The following is a 20,739-nucleotide window of genomic DNA, read 5'->3' as shown; positions in this document are numbered from 1 at the left end:
CACGTTTTTCATGCCGGATGCACCGCCTGCCAATGCCGGGCGATATCCAGCCGGGTCGCAACCCAGACCTTCTCCCGCGTGGCGATATAGTCAAGGAAACGCGCCACAGCCCGCGCGCGCCCCGGACGGCCCGCCACACGGCAGTGCAGGCCAACCGACATCATGCGCGGTTTGTCCGCCCCTTCCTCATACAGTTCGTCGAAGGTGTCGCGCAGGTAGTTGAAGAACTGCTCCCCTTCGGTAAAGCCGTTTATCGCCACGAAACGCATGTCGTTCACATCCAGCGTATAGGGCACGATCAACTGCGCACGGCCATGGCTGCGGTCATAATACGGCAGGTCGTCGGCATAGGAATCCGCATCATAGACAAAGCCGCCTTCTTCCGCGATCAGCCGGGCAGTATTGGGGCTGGTACGCCCCTGGTACCACCCCAGCGGGCGTGATCCGGTCAGTTTGGCATGCAGCGCAATACATTCCTGGATATGTGCGCGTTCCACCGCTTCGGGCACGTGCTGGTAATCAATCCAGCGCAGCCCGTGGGATGCGATTTCCCAACCTGCTTCCTTCATCGCAGCAACGGCGGCCGGGTTACGCGCCATGGCGGCCGCCACGCCAAAGACCGTCAATGGCTGCTTACGCTGGGTAAAGATACGGTGCAGCCGCCAGAACCCGGCGCGCGACCCGTATTCATACAGGCTTTCCATCGCAATCGCGCGCGCGCCCGGAATGGACTGCGCCCCGATCATTTCCGACAGGAAGGCTTCGGATCCGCGATCACCATGCAGGACCGAATTCTCGGCCCCCTCTTCATAATTGATGACGAACTGCACTGCGATCCGCGCGCCACCCGGCCATTTCGCATCCGGCGGATTGCCGCCATAGCCGACCAGATCGCGGGGATAGACACCTGTTTCAGACATTACGCCGTATCCCTGTTCTTTATGCATTATAGGCCGCAAGGGCAGCATCGACGCCGCTGCCCGCGGCAAAAGCGTGGCCTTCGTGGCGCAGGACGGTTTCCAGCGCGCCGATGGTCAGCAGCACCTTGTGCTTTTCCGCATTGTAGCCCATGGCCCCGATGCGCCAGATCTTGCCCTGTAGCGGACCGAAGGCGGAACCGATCTCGATTTCGAAATCCTCGCGCATGCGGCCACGTACCTTTTCGCCATCCACGCCCTTGGGAATGTACACGCCTGTGACGTTGGTCATGCGGTATTCGTCGCCACCAAACAGTTCCAGCCCGATGGCGCGCAACCCGGCACAGACCGCGCGCGATGCACGACCATGGCGGGCAAAACGGGCCTGCAGCCCTTCTTCCAGCACCACGCGGGCGGCTTCGCGCGCGCCATACAGCATGGTCGTCGCCTCGGTATGGTGGTTCAGGCGCTTTTCGGACCAGTAATCCATGACCATGGCCAGGTCGAAATAATTGGACGGAATGCGTACGCGCGTGCCGTCATGCGTATCCGCGCCACGGATCCCGGCCTCGACATGGCGGCGGGCGAAGATGTGTTCCGCCGCGCGGTCGGAAATGGTGATGGGGGCCGAACCCGGCGGCCCGCCCATGCATTTCTGCAGCCCGGAACTGACCACGTCCACGCCCCAGCGGTCGGTCGCGACCTCCATCCCGCCCAGCGTCGCGGTGGTGTCAACATAGGACAGCACGTCATACTTGCGGCACAGCGCGCCCACCCCGTCCAGCGGCTGGGCAATGGTGGTGGAGGTATCGCCATGGATACACGCCAGCACATGCGGGCGGTGGGTGACGATCGCGTCCTCGATCTGCTCCAGCGTGGCAACCTCGCCCCACGGAATGTCCAGCGTCACGATTTCAGCACCGATGCGCTGGGCAATTTCGGACAAAAGCAGCCCGAACCGGCCCGCGCGCACGATCAGCAGCTTCATGCCCGGTTCCACCAGCGAGACAAGCGACGCCTCGATCCCCGCGCGCGCCGTGCCATCAACCAGAAAGGTCCAGCGGTTGTTGGTCATGAACACCTGACGGTACAGGTCCATCGTCTGGTTCATGTATTCGGTCATTTCCGGGTCGAACTGTCCCAGCATGTCGGCCGCCATGGCCCGCAGCACGCGCGGGTGTGCATTGACCGGTCCCGGCCCCATCAGCAGGCGGGCGGGAGGATTGATCTGGCCGAAAAAGGTCTGGGTCATCCGAAGTGTCTTTCAAAAAGTCCGATAAAGGTAATCATCGCGCGCAGAGCGGCATCCGTATCGGCATCGGTTACGGATTCCGCCGGGTTGTGGCTGATCCCGCCCGCACACCGGATGAACAGCATGGACACCGGGGCCAGGTGCGCCATGATCATGGCGTCATGTCCCGCCCCGCTGACCAGCACGGGTGCCGGTGCATGGGTCACATCGCGCACCGCCTGTTCCATAAGGTCCGTCAGCACCGGATCACACGGCGTGGCGTCAAGATCCTGCTGCAGCGCCACATCCATTTCCAGCCCGCGCCGGACCGCAACATCGCGGGCAATGTCCAGAATTTCACGCGCTGCACGGTCGCGCGTGGCATTTGTCCCCGCACGGACATCAATGGTGAACACCACCTCACCCGGCACGACATTCGCAGCGCCCGGCATGACATCCAGCGAACCGACGGTCGCCACCAGTCCGTCCGTGCCCGCGCGGCCCACGCGCTCGGCAGCAAGGATGATGTCCGCAGCCCCCGCCAGCGCATCATGCCGCAGCTTCATCGCCACGGTGCCCGCATGGCCCGCCATGCCCCGCAATGTCACGCGGTAACGGTGCTGGGCCGCAATGGCGCTGACCACGCCAAGGGCGCGGCCTTCGGCTTCCAGCGCCGGCCCCTGTTCGATATGCGCCTCGACATAGGCCACGACCGGATCGCCCTTGCGCGACGCGGCATGCATGCGCCCCACATCCAGCCCGAAACCTTCCAGCGCGCTGGCCAGCGTCGCGGTCTCGGCCCAGTCCCGCATGGCCGGGTCCGGGGCTTCCAGCACACCCGCCACGGCATGGGAGGTCAGCATGCCGGAGGGAAAGCGCGATCCTTCCTCATCACCAAAGCCCACGACTTCCAGCGCGAAGGGAAAGCGTTTTCCCGCTTGCGCGAAATGGGCCACGGTCTCGATACCAAGGATTACGCCCAGCATCCCGTCAAAGAACCCGCCATCGCGCACGCTGTCGATATGCGATCCCAGCAGCACCACCGGGGCGTCAGGTACAAGCCCTTCGTACCGGCCAATCAGGTTGCCCGCCGCGTCCATGCGCGTGGTCATGCCCGCATCAGACATCCATTGCGCCAGCCGGTCACAGGTGGCGCGGTAGGACGGGCCGAGATAGGGGCGGAACAGCCCGCCTTCCATTTCCGAATACGGCGCGCGTCCCAGTTCGGTGCAGCGCGCGACCGCACGCGCGCCGGATGGATGATCCATGTTGCCTGCCTGCGTTACCATGCCGCGACACACCCGTCGCTGCGCGGATCGGTCGCCCCTTCCAGCAGGCCGGAGGCATGGCGCACCAGCGCGCCCGCATGGCCCATCTTGGAAGAAAACGGTGCGACGCGTTCCATCTGGTGGCCCGCAGCCTGCATCCGGGCAATCACTTCGGGATCAAAGCGGTCTTCGTATTTCAGGCTGACACTGCTTTCGCCCCATGTGCGCCCCAGCAGCCAGCGCGGCGCGGTGACCGCTTCCTGCAGTTCCATGCCGTAGCGCGCATAACGGGTGAAGATGGCGGCCTGTGTCTGCGGCTGTCCCTCCCCCCCCATGGTGCCATAGACCATGGTGCGCCCGTCATCGAAACGGGCACCGGCGGGGTTGAGCGTATGGAACGGCTTGCGACCGGGGCGCAGGCCATTCCAGCCCTGCGGGTCAAGACCGAAGCTGGTGCCACGGTTCTGCCAGATCACGCCGGTGCGCGGCAGCACGATGCCCGATCCGTATTCGAAATACAGGCTCTGGATCATGCTGACGGCCAGACCGTCGGAATCAATCACGCCCAGCCACACCGTATCGCCTGCCTGTGACGGCCATGGCCACGGGGCGGCCCGGTTGGGGTCGATGCTGGCGGCCATGTGGTCCAGTGCCCTGCGGTCATCAAGGATATCCTGTGCCTGCACGGTCATGTAGGCGGGATCACCCACATGGGTATCGCGGTAACGGAAGGCCTGCTTTGTCGCTTCGACCAGCCCGTGCAGGTAATCGAAATCATCCGCCTTCGCTGCCTTCAGCCGGTCGAACAGCGCCAGGATCAGAAGCGATGCCACGCCCTGTGTCGGGGGCGCCATGTTATACAGGTCCGCCCCGTTAATACGGGCATGCAAGGCTGGCTGGTGGGTGGCCCTGTGTGCCTGCAGGTCCGCAAGGGCCAGCGGGCTGCCAAGGTCATGCAGGTCGGCGGCCAGTTCACGTGCGACATTGCCGCGATAAAAGCTCGACAGGCCTTCATCCGCCAGTTGCCGCAACGTGTTGGCCAGACGCGGATTGTGCAGGATGTCGCCGGGCTGCGGCAGTCTGCCGCCGGGCATGAACAGGTCCGCGAAACCGGGAACATCCTTCAGTTCACCAGCTTTTTCAGCCGTGATCCCGGCTGCGCTGTCGGTAACGGGCACGCCCTGTTCGGCATAGAACATCGCATCACGCAATACGCGGCCCAGTGGCAGGGCGGGCGCCATCGCGTGGCTCCATGACAGTGCCAGATCCCAGCCCGAAACGGTGCCCGCCACGGTATTGGCCGCCAGCGGCCCACGCCACGGAATCGCATCCAGCCCTGCCGCATGGTAAAAACCGGCATCGGCCTTCTGTGCCGCAGCCCCGCAGGCGTCAATGGTTTCCACCCGTCCATCGGGCCACATGGTCAGCCAGAACGCGTCACCACCGATACCGGTCATGTGCGGATAGACCACGGCCAGCGCGGCTGCCGTCGCGACTGCGGCTTCCAGCGCCGTCCCACCGGCCTTGAGCACATCAAGCCCGGCTTGGCTGGCCAGATGGTGGGGGGATGTCACCATCCCCCGGCATGAACGCGGCGTGTTCAGCATCAGCTGTCCTTCCGTGCATATCCCGCATCAAGTGGGCGACAGGCGGCAAGCCCCGCGCGCTGCAGTTCGGCGGCTACGGCAAACAGCTTTGCCTCCCCGCCCGGCGCGCCAATAAGCTGGATGCCCAGCGGCAGGCCGTCCACCGCCAGCGGCGCCGCCAGAACCGGCAGGCCCGCAAGGCTGATCGGCTGCGTAAAGATGCCAAGATTGGCGCGGGCGGAAACCGTCCTGCCATCCACCACGATGGATGGCTGGTCAATACGCGGCGCGACGCCCACCGTAGTGGGTGCGATCAGCACATCCGCATGGGCCAGGGCAGCATGCACATGGTCACGGAACCAGCGACGGAAACGTTGCGCCTGTACGAATGTTGCCGCCGGCAGCATGGCCCCGGCCATAAGCCGCCCGCGGGTTGCGGGATCATACTGCATGGACCGCCGCCGCAGGCGTGCAAGGTGCAGGTTGCCCCCCTCCGCCGCACTGATCAGGAAGGCGGATGCCCGCGCACGCGCGACTTCAGGCAGTTCGATCACCTGGTCCTGGCCCAGATGCGCCATGACGGCATCAATACCCGCCGTCAGTTCCGTGCTGATATTGTTTGCAAACCAGCCACCAAGGCGGGCCACGCGCACATCACCCACATCGGGTTCGCCCACCGGGGCGCCACCGGCCATGATGGTGTAAACCGCCCGCAGGTCCTCCACCGTGTCGGCCATGGGGCCAACCACATCCAGACTGGCCACGAACGGATAGACACCTCCCAGCGGCATCTGCCCATAGGTCGGCTTCAGCCCCCATACCCCGCACAGCGAGGACGGGATGCGGATGGACCCGTTGGTGTCCGACCCCAGCGTGAACGGCAGCAGGCCAGCCGCAACCGACGCCGCCGACCCGCCCGATGACCCACCGGCCAGGCGCGCGGTGTCATGCGGGTTGCGTGTCGTGCCGGTATGGGCGTTTTCGGTGGAAAAGCCGTAGGCGAATTCATCCATGTTCAGGGTCGCGACCGGCACAGCGCCCGCGGCCCGCAGGCGTTGGACCACAACCGCGTCACACGTGGCGGGCAGGTTGTCGCGCAGCACGATGGACCCTGCCGTGGTCACTTCGCCACGAACGTCAAACAGGTCCTTCACCCCAAAGGGCACGCCCGCCAGCGGGCCGGGATCGCGGCCAGCGGCAATGGCCTTGTCCACATCCTCGGCCTGCGCCACGGCGGCGGGACCGAGAATGCGGGTGACACTGTTAAATCGGGTGTCACGGGCTTCGATATCCGCGATCACCTCCGTCACGACCGATACGGCCCTGCGGCGGCCTGCGCGCACATCCGCCGCGATGGCAAGGGCCGCACCCATCTTGTGCCCATGAACGGTCATGGCACGTACTCATAGGCAGGTTCACAGTCATCAGGCAGCGCAAAGCTGCCGACCAGATCGGCATAACCATGCAGCAGGGCGGTATTCGCCACCACATCAGGCATACAGGCGGCCGGAATGGACAGGTCGATAATCCGCGCCATGTCGGCCACGGGGGGAACCTTGCGGTCATCATGCCCCCCCGCGCCGGAAAGACCCGGCGCGGAAGGGGAAAGGCGTGCTGCGCTGCTCATCTACTCAACTCTCTCCCGAATGGATGAATCTACCCGGGATGCATCATGCAACAGGAGGATCGAGACTGACCAGTTCCGGCACGTCATAGGCCAGCAGACTTTCAAGGTGCTGCCTGCCATCGGCTACATACAGGTCACGCCCCAGCCCGTGGGCCAGGCGTTCCACGCCAAAGCGCATACCGCTGATCGACGCCCCCGACAGTCCCATGCTGGGTGTTGCCGAGAACGTGAAGTTGTGGATGTTCGCCAGCATGGGTGCCAGCACGTCATCCGCCCGGCGCGGCAGGAACTGGTAGTTTTCACCCAGGTAGGGATAGCTTTCCAGCACGGCGCTTTCCGACCCTGCTGGCGCGGTATAGCGATCGCCCCACAGGGCGACGGAAGGGGCAAAGGACTGCGTTTCCGGCCGGCGCGACAGGTCGGTCGTGAACCCGGTACCGATGATCACGAAATCGAAACGCATTTCCCCGGTGGGCGAATCGACCACGATCTCATCCCCATCCATGCGCGCGCCCGTCCACGGGCATCCGGTGCGGAAGGAGAAGTTTTCATGCCGGCGGCAGCGCCAGAACGTATCCTGCGGCGGCGGCTGGTTGAGTTCGAATATCCGGCGCATGAAGCCCCAGCGCAGGTCATCCGACAGGGCGGGGTAGTAGGCGAGGAAGCCTGTATTCTCCATCCACCGGTACGGGTTGATGGACGGGATTTCCTTGCGCCGCAGGCACAGCGTCACACTGCCCGCACCATCTTCCAGTGCCGTGGCCGCGTTGTCGAATGCGGAAGCCCCGGCCCCCAGCACGCCAATGCGCTTGCCCTTCAACGCCGCGAAATCGATGTTTTCCGACGTATGGGCATAACGTGCGCGCGGCAGGCCATCACGGATGAAATCGGGCACATGCCACGAACCACAGCCCTCAATCCCGGTGGCCAGCACCAGCTTGCGGGCATAATGCACATGGGTGGACCCGTCCGGACGGCGGAAGGTCAGGCGCAGCAGGCCATCTTCCCATGCAACACCCTGGAAATCATGATCATTGGCGACCGGCAGCTTCAGGATGTCGCGGTACCAGTCCAGATAATCCTGCCACTGCCCGCGCGGGATCTTGTCCAGCTTTTCCCACGCTTCGGCCCCATACTGTGCCTCGTACCACGAACGCGGCGTAAGCGAGGGCACGCCAAGGTCGGGGCCGGTCACGTATTTGGGCGTGCGCAGCGTGATCATGCGCGCGAATGTCACCCACGGACCTTCGCCACCCTTTGCCGCACGGTCGAAAATCCGGACATTGGTGATGTTGTTGCGCTTGAGCGCGAAGGCCGTGGCAAGACCGCCCTGCCCCGCCCCGATAATGGCCACGTCCAGCACGCGCTGGCCGTCACGTTCCATGGGGGGAACCCATTCCTTGCGGGGATAGCGGATGATTTCCAGATCCCGGCGCACCGCCGCATCAAGGGCTGCAAGCCCGCTATCCATCCCGGCATTCGGCGGCGTTGTGGTGTCCATCTGCGGGTTCCCATCATGTTTTACTGTTTGTCGATGCAGCCCGCATGGCGTCCCCCGACGCCATGCGGAATAGTCCCCAACCGCACCATGATGGGTAAATCTAATCAGTCCGCCACGTGTTCCGTCTAGTAGAATGATTCGACCGTTCCGTTGCCTAAAACGCAACGCAAGGTCAGACCACCCGTTCGTCGCTGACCCCCTGCACGCGGCGCAGTTCAAGCCGCAGTTCCTCGATCACGGTTTCCAGCAGGGGCGGCAGCCAGCGCGATTCGCGCACATATGCCCCAAGGTCCGTTACCGCACGCGTGTCACGCAGCGGCACATGGCGCAGGCTGTCCTGTCCCGGCTGCACGCCCACCGCCAGCGGTGACTGGAACGCCAGCCCGGCCCCGGCCCGCACCATACGGTTGGTCAGTTCGATCGACCCGGTCTGCAACACTACGTTCAGCCTGTCCTGCCACGGGCGCAGCATGGGTTCCATGACACGGTACAGCGACAGCGTGCGCGTGGGCAGGATCAGGCGATAGGCGATGCATTCCTCCACCGTGACAGTGCGCAGATGCGCCAGCGGATGGTCCGCGCGCACCACGGCACCCACCGGGAAATGCCCTACCGCCACACGCCGCAGTTCGGGATACAGCGCCAGCGAAAACGCGATGCCCAGATCCACCCGCCCGTCCTGGAGGGCGGATACGATGGTCTTGGGCGCGCCGACTTCCACATGCAGTTCCACGGACGGATAGGCGGAAATGATGCGTTCCAGCAGGGCGGGCAGCAATTGCCCCGCGATCCCTTCCACCGCCATGATACGCAGCCGCCCGTCATGGCGGCCGGACAGGGCGTTGATCTGTTCTTCCGTCCGGGCGGCATCCTGCATCACCGTCACGATATGGCGGGCCATGATCGTACCCACCTCCGTCAGGACCATGCCATCGGGCAGGCGGTCGAACAGGGGCGCGCCGATTTCAGCTTCCATCTGCGCAAGTTGGCGGGTCAGGGCGGATGGCGTGACGTTCAGCCTGCGCGCGGCTTCCCGGATCGATCGGCATTCCCGCACGGCATTGAAATAGGAAATGCCCCGCGCATGCAGCCGCATCATGCGGGGGGTACGGGAAAGCGGATCATTCATGGACTGGTGTCATCCCCGTTTGCATGACCGCCTGCCTGCACCGGATGCAGGAAGCGGGTAACGATTTCCGCCGCGACCAATGCGGCAATGACGGCAGGCCGTTTGTCACGTATGTCACGATCCCCGATCGGGCAGACCATGGCGGCGATCCGGTCCTCGGGCAGGCCGATCTGGCGGAAGCCTGCCTCGAACCGGCGGCGTTTCGTGTGCGAGCCTATCAGCCCGACATATCGAAAATCACCCCGTTCGAGGAGAGATGCAACAATAAGGCTGTCCAGCGCGTGACTCTGCGTCAGCACCAGCGCACCGGAACCCGGTGGGGCGTGGGCGACAAGCGGTTCCCATGCGCCATCATCATGCACCGCAACACCCGGAGGGATGGAGGGACCGAATTCATGCGGGCGCGAATCGCACCATGCCAGCCGCAGCGGCAGCGGGGCCAGCACATGCGCCAGCGCGCGCCCCACATGCCCCGCGCCAAACAGCAGCAGCAGCGGCTGCGTGCGGCGCAGATGCTCAAGCCGCGCCATGATACCATCCAGCCCGGCACAATCCGGCACATCAAGGGTCAGCTGGACCTCACCACCGCAGCACTGCCCCGAATTCCCGCCAAGGCTTATGCGCTGCACCAGTGTCTGGCCGCCCGTCTCCAGTAGCCTGCGGGCCTGATGGATGGCGTTCCATTCCAGATCGCCACCGCCGATCGTGCCGGACTGTTCCGTGGGCGTGACCAGCATGAAGGTCCCGGCCTCACGCGGGGTGGACCCGCGTGCATCCGATACACTGATCCGGGCGACCGGCCGGCCTGACAGCCGCCATCGCACCAGATCCGCACGCATTTCCATGCTCATGGCAGTCAGGCGGCGGGCGGGTTGCCGTGCCGCATGCGTTCGGCCACGCGCAGGATCATTTCCGGCGTGGCGGGCGCGTCCAGCCGCGGGCACGTACGATAACCATCCAGACTGGCCAGCGCATCGGACACCGCCTGCAGCACCGATACGCCATGCACGAAGGGCGGTTCCCCCACTGCCTTGGAGCGGAAAATGGTGTGTTCACGGTTAGGTGCGTTTTCCAGCAGTTCGACATTGAACACACGCGGGCGATCAGAACAGGCCGGGATCTTGTATGTGCTGGGCGCATGCGTACGCAGGCGACCCGCCTTGTCCCAGACCAGTTCCTCACATGTCAGCCATCCGGCCCCCTGCACGAAGCCGCCTTCGATCTGACCGATATCCAGCGCCGGGTTCAGCGACTGCCCCGCGTCATGCAGGATATCCACGCGGTCGATCTTCATCTCACCCGTCAGCAGGTCGATCACGACCTCCGAACAGGCCGCGCCATAGGCGAAGTAATAGAACGGACGGCCCTGCCCCGTGTCCCCGTTCCATGAAATCTTCGGCGTCTTGTAAAACCCGTTGGCGGACATGGACACGCGCGCGAAATAGGCCTGCCGTGTCAGGTGTGAAAATGCGATGACCCTGTGCCCCACATGCACACCATCGGGCGCGAAGCGGACTTCGTCTTCACCCACATTCCAGTGGCCGGCCGCAAATTCCACCAGCCTGCGCTTGATACGGCGCACCGCGTCCAGCACCGCCATGCCATTGAGGTCCGCGCCGGAAGACGCCGCCGTGGCCGATGTATTGGGTACCTTGCCGGTCGTGGTGGCGGTAATGCGCACCTGATCCGTGCCCAGCCCCAGTTCGCGCATGACGACCTGCACCATCTTGGTATGCAGGCCCTGCCCCATTTCGGTGCCGCCGTGGTTCACCTGCACCGACCCGTCGGTATAGACATGCACCAGCGCACCGGCCTGGTTGTAATGGGTGGCGGTGAAGGAAATACCGAATTTGACCGGCGTGATCGCGATGCCACGCCGCAGGTAGGCGCTGCCGGCATTGAACGCGCGGCAGGCTTCGCGCCGCTTTTCGTAATGACAGCGCCGCGCCAGTTCGGGCAGCAGTTCGGCGGTGATCGAGTCCTCGACCACCATGTTGTAGGGTGTGACGTTGCGGTCATGCGTGCCGTAGGCGTTGCGCAGGCGCACCATGAGCGGGTCAAGGCCGGTGGCGAACGCGATTTCCTCAATTACGCGTTCAGCCGCGACAATACCCTGCGGGCCGCCAAAACCGCGATAGGCGGTGTTGGACTGCGTATTGGTCCGCAGGGGTTCGGAACGCAGCCGCACATCGGGATAGAAATAGGCGTTGTCGGCATGGAACAGCGCGCGGTCGATCACCGGGCCGGACAGGTCGGCCGACCACCCGCACCGCGCCGCCAGCACCATGTCCACCGCAATGATCCGGCCTTCGTCGGTAAAGCCGACATCGTAATCAATGACGAAATCATGCCGCTTGCCGGTCATGGTCATGTCGTCATCACGGTCCAGCCGCATCTTGGCCGCACGTCCGGTGCGCTCAGCCACCAGGGCGGCAAGGCAGGCACAGGCATTGGCCTGCGTTTCCTTGCCGCCAAAGCCACCGCCCATGCGCCGGACCTCGACCGTAACCAGGTTGGCGGGACGGTCCAGCACATGGGCGACCATGTGCTGGGTTTCGGTCGGGTGCTGAGTGGATGAAGTGACATGCATCTCCCCCTCCTCACCCGGTCGGGCCAGCGCGACCTGCCCTTCAAGATAGAAATGTTCCTGCCCGCCCACGGTCACGCGGCCCGACAGCCTGCGGGGCGCGTGTTCAAGGCCCGCCACCACGTCGCCGCGCTTCATTTCCATCGGCCGCCAGACCAGCGGGCTGCCAGCGGCACGGGCCTCGGCCACGTTCAGGATGGCGGGAAGGTCCTCGTATTCCACCTTCGCCAGACGCACTGCCCGGCGCGCGGCGCCACGGGTGGTAGCGGCAACCACGAACAGTGGCTGGCCGTAAAACGAGACCTCGGTCGTGGCCAGAAGCGGTTCGTCCCCCTTGCCCACAGGACTGATCTGGTTGTCACCGGGAATGTCGGCGGCGGTATAGACACCCACCACGCCGTCCGCCTGACGCACGGCATCAAGGTCCATGGACAGGATGCGGGCATGGGCGCGCGTGCCCAGCCCCGGGACCAGATGCAGCGTGCCGCGCGGTTCGGGCAGGTCATCGATATAGGTGGCGCTGCCCTGCACATGCATGGCGGCACTTTCATGCCGCAGGCTGTCTGATGCGCCACCGGCCACAATGCCGCCGCCCGCCGTGGGGGCTGCGTTGGCAAAGCTGTTTCCATCAGCCATGGGCATGTCCTCCCGCATTGGCGCAGGCGGTGCGCACGCTGATAGCGGCGCGTGCGTTTTCCGGCCCGCAATCGGCATAAAGCCGGGTCAGCAGATTGGCCGCAACCGTGCGGCGGTACCAGTCGCTTGCCCGCATGTCGGTAATGGGCGCGAAATCATCCATGATGGCCTGGCGTGCCGCTGCCAGCGTGGTCTCATCCCATTTCCGGCCTTCCAGTGCGGCTTCCGTCCGGCTGGCGCGACGCGGGGTGGCTGCCATGCCACCAAAGGCCACGCGGGCATTGGCAATCATGCCATCAGGGGCAAGTGTGAGGGAAAACGCGCCAAGGATGGCGGAAATATCCTGATCGAACCGCTTGGAAACTTTCCATGCACGCACAACCGTATCCGCGCCGGGACGGGGAATGCTCACACCTTCTACGAACTCACCGGGCGCACGGTCCTGCCTGCCGTAATCAATAAAGAAATCTTCCAGCGCGATGACACGCCGCGCATCGCCGCGCCGCAGGTGCAGTTTCGCCCCCGCCGCAATCAGCACCGGCGGCCCATCGCCAATGGGGGAGCCATTGGCGATATTGCCGCATACCGTACCGCTGTTGCGCACCTGCACCGAACCAATGCGGCGGATAACCTCCGCATCCGGCTGCGGCAGGATATCGGCCAGAACGGCCCGTGCTTCCTGCCATGTGACGGCGGCGCCAAGGTACACACCCTGCGCATCGCATGTGATACGGCGCAGGTCGGGCACCTGCCCGATGGTGACGACATGCGGCAGGTCCCGCATGCCCTTGGTCACCCACAGGCCTACATCGGTTGCCCCCGCCACGATCCGTGCATCGGGATGCGCCATCATGGTCCGTGCCAGTGCGTCAGCATCTGCGGGAATGGTCAGGCGGCCCGCAGGCCCGTCGAGTTCGACCGTCGCCCCGTCACGCAGGGCACGCAGCCGGTCGGCAATCTCTCCCGCCATGGTGTCAAAATGGTCCGGTCCCGCCTGCAGGGCCTGTCGCATGGCCCGCACGATTGGCGCATATCCGGTGCAGCGGCACAGATTGCCGGCCAGCATGTCATCAATCGCGTGTTCATCCTGCGCCAGCCCATCGGCCTTGCGCCCTGCCACCATGGACATGACAAAACCGGGCGTGCAGAAACCGCATTGCGAGCCATGCTGGTCCACCATTGCCTGCTGCACCGGATGCAGGCTGCCATCGGGCGCACGCATGTCCTCGATGGTCAGGACCTGCGCACCGTCCAGCATGGAGACAAACTGGATGCACGCATTGACCGCGCGCCAGACCAGACGGTCCCCTTCCAGCCGCACCACCAGCACGGTGCAGGCCCCGCAATCGCCTTCGTTGCAGCCTTCCTTGGTGCCGGTCAGGCCACGGTCTTCCCGCAGCCAGTCCAGCAGCGTACGCGTCGGCGCGACATTAGCCAACGTATGGCATTCGTTTCCGACATAGAAACGGATGCCGTGTCTGATCCCCGTCAAATCTGTTCCCTCTATCATGGCCACAGGACTGCCTCACCCCCCTCAAGGCAGACAGCCGGAACAGCCTTTCATTCTGATCTGTGTAATATATGGAACCCGGTCCGGTCTTGTCACCCCGGCAAAGATTTCAGGAGACTGCCTGAAAAACCTGCCTCTGGCACATCCTGCCAATCATGCGGAATGCCACCTTTTTAAAAAAGGCGGCCCCATAAAAAATTTTATTGTTTTTTATCATATGGTTATTTTCATACCATCTATCAAATCCGCCGTAACAGGCGACCAGTCAGATAGCCTGGGGATTTTTGATGACGCTTTTTCAAATAAGGACATGAATAATCGTCGCACATAATATTTTATTCATGTTTATCAAAATATTATATTGAAACAATATCCAATGCCACGACGCTATATTTCACCGTCACGCATCGACAGGTGCGCAGCCTTGCGCATGTGTTGCGACAGTTGGGGGCGGAAGGCCGGACATGGCACATAGGCCCCGTATCCGACGCCTTCGCACGGCATGTCATCCTGCCATACCGTCACCCCGCCGCGAATGACCCGCACCGCCCGGCCACCCAGCGTGATCCCGGCATACAGGCCGGACGTGCACGTTTCCTGCGCATCGGGATCCCACAGCACGATATCGGCGTCAGCCCCTGGCATGATCGCCCCCTTGCGGGGATAGATGTTGAAGGCACGGGCTGCCGCCTGCGATGTGACGGCCACGAATTCCTCCACCGTCAGGATGCCCGCGCGCACGCCGTGCTGCCAGACCACGCGCATGCGCTGCGCAAGGCCGCCCATCACCCCGTTTCCTGCAGCACCGGACGGGCGGAAACCACTGGCGACCATGCCGATATTGCCCGACGCCAGCCCACCCCATAACGCCCGCCGATGCGTGCCGTCGCGAAAGGGCGGCAGGGTAATGTAGGGATCCGGGGCCACGTCGCCTTCGGGATCATAGACCGCTTCATCCACCACCAGGTGCGGGGCCAGCACATGCCCCTCCACCCGCTGCCCGCGCAGGCGCGCATGCGCAAGGATGTCCGTGGCGCCAATGGTGGATACCGGCCCCACATGCACCGGCCCACCGGCCAGTCCCGCCAGCATGATGGCACGGCCCACCGCTTCACCCTCGACCTGCGGCGGGGCGGACAGCAGGCAGGCCTCGTTGCCGGCAATGCCTGCATGATCCAGTTCCGTCCGCAGATAGGCCACGGCCTGTGCATTCTGGGCCTCGATCATGCACAGGGCGCCCCGATCGGCGGCATGGCGGGTCAGTTGCAGAATATCATGATCAGACAGTCCGTCCGCCATGGACAGGTGGAAGGCATTCACCCCCCTGTCCGCCACCAGTTCATCCATGCACTGTAGAGCGGATGCACCAGCACCGGGCAGCGCCATATGCAGCCCGACATCGACATGGGCATGGCGTGCGGCATGCCGCCAGTCCCGCCATGCCGCGTCCAGTCCGCCACCGTCGGGACGCATGGTGTCGAGTATGGTGGTGGTGCCACCAGACAACGCCGCCACCGTGCGGGCAAAGCCTGTTTCATCCGCGCCAATGCCGGTCTGCGGGTCCACCCCGCCGGGCAGGACCAGCAGCCCCCCCGCATCCACCACCATGCCGCCGGTCGGTCTGTCCAGATCGGGGCCAACGGCCAGGATCTCGCCCTCGCCGCCGCACAGTACGTCAACCCGAAACGACGCCTGCGCCGTCACCACCGTCCCGCCCCGGATCAGCAGCAGGTCGCGCATGTGTCCATGCCGTATGCCCATGTCGCGTTATGTCCTGCCCATGGCCTGAAGAGACCGTCTGAAAAGCCCGTCTTTGCGCCATCGTGCAAATTACAAAAAAGTTTTCTGGATGCCTCCTTTTTCAAAAAGGCAGCATTCCTTTGAAGCTTTTTTGAAAAAAGCTTCACCAAAAACTTTTATTGTTTTCCAGCGCCAGACAGATCAGTGGTCGCGGATCCGGACCGTCATATCCAGTGCACTGCCCAGGCGTTCCAGCCTGCGGCGCACGCTTTCGCCCTGCACCACATCGCGGCCCGGCGCAAAATGCAGGGACAGGATGCGGTCCTCACATTCCAGCCGGGTGCCATCCAGCAGCGCCTCGGTCCCGCCACTGACGGTATAGGCCAGCCGCAACGCCTGCCCCAATGCCACGGCACGGCCAAACTGCACCTGATCCAGCAACTGGCGCGATGGTTGCAGGTACGCCACCGATAGATCGGCCCCGTACCGCACCGCAAGCGTCAGCGACAGGAACGCCCGGGCCTGATGGGTAAAGCCCACGCCCTGCATACGCAGGATACGCAGATAGGTCTGTTCCGCCCGGTATTCGGGGTGGTCATGCGCGCCCACATCCGACAGCCAGCACGCAACCCCGCGCAGGCGGGTCGCCACATGTCCCTCATCGGGGAACAGGGGCGCGGTCCATTCCGCCAGCCGTTCCGGCAGGGTCACGCTGCGGCCCAGCATGCAGCACATTTCCCGCGCCACGGCATCCTGCGGGTCGTTATCGGCAACGCTTGCGGCAACATTGCGCATGTACCACCCTTCGCGCAGGCCATCGACGCAGAACACCAGCCCCGTCGAACGCGTACGCCGCATGAGCCTGCGCAGCACGGTCGCGGCATAGGGCGCGTCCTCCAGCCGTTTGCGCGGCACGCCGGGCAGGCGTTCAAGCGACCGCTTGCCCGCGCCGATGATCCAGTCCGCCATTTCCCGCCCTGTATCAGGGGCAAGACGATAGAGATGGACGATATTCAGCGGATAGGCCGTGCGCGCGATCTGCATGCGCGCCAGCGCGCGGAATGCGCCGCCCACCAGGTAAAGATCCTGATCCTGCACATCATCCAGCCAGCCCACGCGGGCCAGATCCTCATCCACCAGCGCACGTGCGCGGGCAAGGTCGCCATCAGCCCGGTCGTTCAGCCGGATCACACCCAGCGGCAGCGTGCAGGCATTGAGCTTGCGCCCGTTTTCCAGCCGGATCAGTTCCAGCGACCCGCCGCCGATATCAGCCACCAGGCCGTTGGCGTCCGGTATGCCGCACAGCACGCCGGTGGCGGAATAATCGGCTTCCTCCTCCCCGCTCAGGATACGGATCGGCACACCGGGCAGGCGTGATTTCAGCCCCGCCACGAATTCCGGCCCGTTGCTGGCGTCCCGCACGGCGGCTGTGGCCAGTACCTCAAAGGGGCTTGCCTCCATCCCGCGCGCAATGGCGTTGAAACGGGCCATGACCTCCATCGCCAGCGGTACGGCTTCTTCATTCAGGCGCCCCGTCGCGTTCAGGCCCCGTCCCAGCCGCAGGACCACCTTTTCATTGAAAATGGGGGCCGGATTGCGTGAAATCCCGTCAAACACCACAAGCCGGACAGAATTCGATCCCAGATCTATGACCGCCGAACGGCGAAACCCGCCATTTACCGTCACATCCGGCCCCATACGTCGTCCGCCCATAATGCCATGACCGCACCCATACCGTAATCCTCAGTCCTCAATAGTCTGTTCCGCATGCCATGGCTGCGACGCGCTGACCCGGATCGGGGCTTCCCCCGCCGTGGCGCCACGCCCCGCGTGAACCGGATGTTCCATGAAATATTCATGCGACGAAAATGGCCTGCGCCCCGGCTCCAGACGCCGCCATACACCATTGCGCTGTAGAATCCATGACTGCAGGTTGTCCTTGAGGTCGATCATCATGATCTGGTCCAGCACGCGGGCATGTACCTGCGGGTCCAGCATGGGGACCATGCTTTCCACCCGCCAGTCCATGTTGCGCTGCATCCAGTCCGCCGATGAGATATACAGCTTTGCCTGCCTGCCGGGCAGGCGGTGCCCGTCGCCAAAGGCATAGATGCGCGCGTGTTCCAGAAACCGTCCCACGATCGACTTGACGCGGATGTTTTCCGACAGTCCCGGCACACCGGGCCGCAGGCAGCAGATGCCCCGCACCACCGCCATGACCTTCACCCCGGCACATGACGCGGCATACAGCCGGTCGATCAGGTCGGGATCCACCAGGGAGTTCATCTTGAGCCAGATCTGCCCCGGACGCCCTGCCTGCACATGGGCGATTTCACCCGCAATCAGGTCTTCCAGCGTGCGGCGGATGGTCACGGGCGAAAACGCGATCGCCTCCATCCGCGCGGGCACGGCATAGCCGGTCATGTAATTGAACAGCCGCGCCGAATCGCGCACCAGTTCCGGGTTGCAGGTGAAGAATGACAGATCGGTGTAAATCCGCGCCGTGATCGGGTGATAATTGCCGGTGCCGAAATGGGCATAGGAACGCAACGCGCCGCCCTCACGCCGCACGACAAGGCTGAGCTTGGCGTGTGTCTTGAGGTCGGAAAAACCGAAGACCACCTGCACGCCCGCCGCTTCCAGCGCGCGGGCGAGACGGATATTGGCTTCCTCATCAAAACGGGCGCGCAGTTCCACCATGGCGGTCACGGCCTTGCCGGCCTCTGCCGCCTCGATCAGGGCCTTGACGATGGGACTGTCGCGCGACGTGCGGTACAGCGTCTGCTTGATCGCCACCACGGCCGGGTCAATGGCCGCCTGCCGCAAAAACTGCACCACCACGTCAAAGCTTTCGAACGGGTGGTGGACGATCATGTCGCGCGCACGGATGGCGGCAAAGCAGTCCCCGCCACAATCGACGATCCGTTCGGGAAAGCGTGGGGTATAGGGCGGGAACAGCAGGTCGGGCCGGTCATCAACGATCAGCTGCTTGAGGTCCACCACCCCGATCAGCCCGGACTGCACGAACACCTCATCCGGTGGCGGGGCCAGCCCTTCGGCCATTGACCGGGCCAGGTCCTCGGGCATGCGGGATTCGATATCGAGGTGGATCACCACGCCGCGCCTGCGGCGCTTGAGCGCGCTTTCATACGAACGGACCAGATCCTCGGCCTCGTCCTCGAATTCCACGTCCGTGTCGCGCACCACGCGCATCACGCCCCAGTCCCCCGCCACAAGGCCGGGGAACAGGCGGTCGATGCACATGACAATCAGGCGTTCCAGCAGGATGAAGCGCGTCACCCCCGGCGGCGACAGCGCGTCAGGCAGCCGGATGAAACGTTCGATCCGCGCGGGTAGCAGGATCAGCGCCTCCATCACGAACTGCCCGGTTTCGGCGTTCATCAGCCGCAGGGCCTGCGCAATGCCCATGTTGGGGATGAAGGGCAGCGGATGGGCGGGGTCGATGGCCAATGGCGTCAGGACGGGAAAGACCCGTTCCATGAAGCAGTTTTCCAGCCAGGCCTGTTCTTCTTCGGTAAAGGAGATTTCGTCGCATACGACAATGCCCGCGCCCTCCAGTTCACGCTGCAGGTCGCGCCAGATGCGCTGCTGTTCCTGCAGCAGGCGGCCGGTGCGTTCGCGCACGGCGGACAGCTGCTGTTGTGGCGTCAGCCCGTCAGGCGAGGTCTTGACCAGCCCCTCACGCACCTGCCCCACCAGCCCCGCCACGCGCACGGAATAGAATTCATCAAGGTTGCTGGCGCTGATCGACAGGAAGCGCACGCGTTCCAGCAGCGGATTGCGGGGGTTGTCGGCTTCATCCACCACGCGCTGGTTGAAATCGAGCCACGACAGTTCACGGTTGATGAAGCGTTTGGGCGACGTGGCGTCGGGCATGGGTTCCACCGGCGTGCGCACCGCGACCTGTCGCCCGGTCGCGGCCTTGCGGCTGCGTGTGCGGGTACGGGGCTTGGGGGCAGTACCGTCAGGGGCTTTGCGTGGCGTTCTGGCCAATGGATTCGATCTCCCGTTCGGGGGTAATATTCCTTGTTGCATACGACCCTAGGCCAGCGACACGCCACTTGGCCAGAGCAGGCTGCCCGTTCAGGCGCCGGGTTCCATATCCGTGGCCGCCATGGTGTCCCCCATCAGCATGTCGGCCAGCACGCGCGTGGCCAGGGCGCGGGTCACGGGGCGGCCGGATGCAAGGGCGGCATGGTCCAGCCGGTCCACTGCTTCCTGCATGGCCACTGCCGTGCGCGGCAGGTGGCGCAGCAGCCATTCCACGACCGGCTGCGATACGACAATCTGGCGTTCGGCCAGCAGGCGCAGCAGCAGCACGCGCAAAAGCCCGTCACCGGGCTGGCGTATGGCCACCGCCATGGTCGCCCGCAGCCGGCTTGCCAGGTCGGGCAATGCCACCGGCCAGCGCGCCGGTGACGTGCGCCCGCCCAGCAGCAATGCGATCCCCTGTTCACGCGCCGTGTTCAGCAGGTGCAGCAGCGCGCGTTCGTCTGCGCATTCATCGGCCCGGTCCACCGCCATGGCCATGACCGGCACCCCGGTGGCGCGGGCTGCGAACAGCGCCGTGACATGGGCATGCGACAGGCTACCGCCATGAAGCAGCACCGCATCATGCATGTGCGCCCATATTTCCAGCATGTGAGTCTTGCCCGTTCCGGCCGCCCCCCACAGCGCCAGCCTGCGCTCGGGCCACGGGGTCGGGCCAAGCAGCCAGCTGCGCGCGGCCGCGTTGGAGGCGGAAAAGACAAAATCCCCCGCGGCGAAGCGGGGCGTGTGGGCAAACGGCAACACCAGTTGCCCGATCACGCCCGCAACCGCATTTTCATCCGTTTTCAGCTTCGTGCGCTCAACCACCGCTTTGTGCGTTGCCCCGCCTTGACGTAAGAAGGCCGGAAGTCCCTCTGACCCCGGTCCCGCATGACGGTTTTCATAGCCCGCATGCGGGAGTCCGGGAAAGTGATAGTTTGATTACGGAAAAAAGGC

General features: G+C 64.3%; 16 protein-coding genes. 1 reads left to right on the top strand and 15 read right to left on the bottom strand.

The features are described from left to right. Positions 1 to 8: 8 nt before the first annotated feature. The 11 genes from puuE to xdhA all read right to left on the bottom strand — a co-directional run bounded on the left by puuE (position 9) and on the right by xdhA (position 13,992). Positions 9 to 920 (bottom strand): allantoinase PuuE, encoded by a 912-nt coding sequence (gene puuE / locus F1542_RS15150; protein ID WP_193733771.1) that lies wholly within the window; start codon positions 918 to 920, stop codon positions 9 to 11. 19 nt (positions 921 to 939) lie between these two features. After that, a complete protein-coding gene (locus F1542_RS15145) occupies positions 940 to 2,169 on the bottom strand; it encodes an alanine--glyoxylate aminotransferase family protein (protein WP_193733770.1) in 1,230 nt (409 codons plus the stop codon). Next, positions 2,166 to 3,437 carry an allantoate amidohydrolase gene (locus F1542_RS15140; RefSeq protein ID WP_193733769.1) on the bottom strand — a complete coding sequence of 424 codons (1,272 nt, stop codon included), beginning with the start codon at positions 3,435 to 3,437 and terminating at the stop codon, positions 2,166 to 2,168. Before F1542_RS15140 ends, F1542_RS15145 begins: the two co-directional genes overlap by 4 nt. Further along, positions 3,431 to 5,023, bottom strand: a complete 1,593-nt coding sequence (locus tag F1542_RS15135; RefSeq protein ID WP_193733768.1) for a gamma-glutamyltransferase family protein — start codon at positions 5,021 to 5,023, stop codon at positions 3,431 to 3,433. The genes F1542_RS15140 and F1542_RS15135 overlap by 7 nt, the downstream gene beginning before the upstream one ends. Continuing rightward, a complete protein-coding gene (locus F1542_RS15130; protein WP_193733767.1) occupies positions 5,023 to 6,396 on the bottom strand; it encodes an AtzE family amidohydrolase in 1,374 nt (457 codons plus the stop codon). Before F1542_RS15130 ends, F1542_RS15135 begins: the two co-directional genes overlap by 1 nt. Next, positions 6,393 to 6,629 carry a DUF4089 domain-containing protein gene (locus F1542_RS15125; protein ID WP_193733766.1) on the bottom strand — a complete coding sequence of 79 codons (237 nt, stop codon included), beginning with the start codon at positions 6,627 to 6,629 and terminating at the stop codon, positions 6,393 to 6,395. The genes F1542_RS15130 and F1542_RS15125 overlap by 4 nt, the downstream gene beginning before the upstream one ends. A 43-nt stretch (positions 6,630 to 6,672) precedes the next feature. After that, a complete protein-coding gene (locus F1542_RS15120; RefSeq protein ID WP_193733765.1) occupies positions 6,673 to 8,130 on the bottom strand; it encodes an NAD(P)-binding domain-containing protein in 1,458 nt (485 codons plus the stop codon). Positions 8,131 to 8,302: 172 nt separating this feature from the next. Continuing rightward, a complete protein-coding gene (locus F1542_RS15115; RefSeq protein WP_193733764.1) occupies positions 8,303 to 9,259 on the bottom strand; it encodes a LysR family transcriptional regulator in 957 nt (318 codons plus the stop codon). After that, entirely contained in the window at positions 9,256 to 10,110 is an 855-nt protein-coding gene (gene xdhC / locus F1542_RS15110) for a xanthine dehydrogenase accessory protein XdhC (RefSeq protein ID WP_193733763.1), read from the bottom strand. Before xdhC ends, F1542_RS15115 begins: the two co-directional genes overlap by 4 nt. Before the next feature lie 5 nt (positions 10,111 to 10,115). Then, complete coding sequence (xdhB, locus tag F1542_RS15105; protein ID WP_193733762.1) at positions 10,116 to 12,482, bottom strand: xanthine dehydrogenase molybdopterin binding subunit; 2,367 nt, start codon at positions 12,480 to 12,482, stop codon at positions 10,116 to 10,118. Next, positions 12,475 to 13,992: a xanthine dehydrogenase small subunit gene (xdhA, locus tag F1542_RS15100; RefSeq protein WP_227672780.1), complete on the bottom strand. Its 1,518-nt coding sequence runs from the start codon at positions 13,990 to 13,992 to the stop codon at positions 12,475 to 12,477. The genes xdhB and xdhA overlap by 8 nt, the downstream gene beginning before the upstream one ends. Between xdhA and F1542_RS15095 the strand changes: the two genes are divergently transcribed. Next, positions 13,991 to 14,323 (top strand): hypothetical protein, encoded by a 333-nt coding sequence (locus tag F1542_RS15095; RefSeq protein WP_193733761.1) that lies wholly within the window; start codon positions 13,991 to 13,993, stop codon positions 14,321 to 14,323. The two genes, xdhA and F1542_RS15095, sit on opposite strands and share 2 nt — an antisense overlap. Positions 14,324 to 14,379: 56 nt before the next feature. On the opposite strand, the gene F1542_RS15090 is transcribed toward F1542_RS15095, so the two are convergent. From F1542_RS15090 to F1542_RS15075, 4 genes are all read right to left on the bottom strand, one after another. After that, positions 14,380 to 15,753, bottom strand: coding sequence for an amidohydrolase family protein (locus F1542_RS15090; protein ID WP_193733760.1), 1,374 nt, complete (start codon positions 15,751 to 15,753; stop codon positions 14,380 to 14,382). Between the two features lie 180 nt (positions 15,754 to 15,933). After that, positions 15,934 to 17,430 carry a Ppx/GppA family phosphatase gene (locus F1542_RS15085; protein WP_193733805.1) on the bottom strand — a complete coding sequence of 499 codons (1,497 nt, stop codon included), beginning with the start codon at positions 17,428 to 17,430 and terminating at the stop codon, positions 15,934 to 15,936. A 45-nt stretch (positions 17,431 to 17,475) separates the two neighbouring features. Then, a complete protein-coding gene (locus F1542_RS15080) occupies positions 17,476 to 19,629 on the bottom strand; it encodes an RNA degradosome polyphosphate kinase (RefSeq protein WP_227672786.1) in 2,154 nt (717 codons plus the stop codon). A 207-nt stretch (positions 19,630 to 19,836) separates the two neighbouring features. Next, a complete protein-coding gene (locus F1542_RS15075) occupies positions 19,837 to 20,610 on the bottom strand; it encodes an HdaA/DnaA family protein (protein WP_193733758.1) in 774 nt (257 codons plus the stop codon). Positions 20,611 to 20,739: the final 129 nt, after the last annotated feature.

Origin of the sequence: Komagataeibacter sp. FXV3 (assembly GCF_015155755.1) — a bacterium.
Lineage (GTDB): Bacteria > Pseudomonadota > Alphaproteobacteria > Acetobacterales > Acetobacteraceae > Komagataeibacter.
The sequence above is the reverse complement of the archived record's forward strand: the minus strand, read 5'-3'. Positions and strand labels throughout refer to the sequence as shown.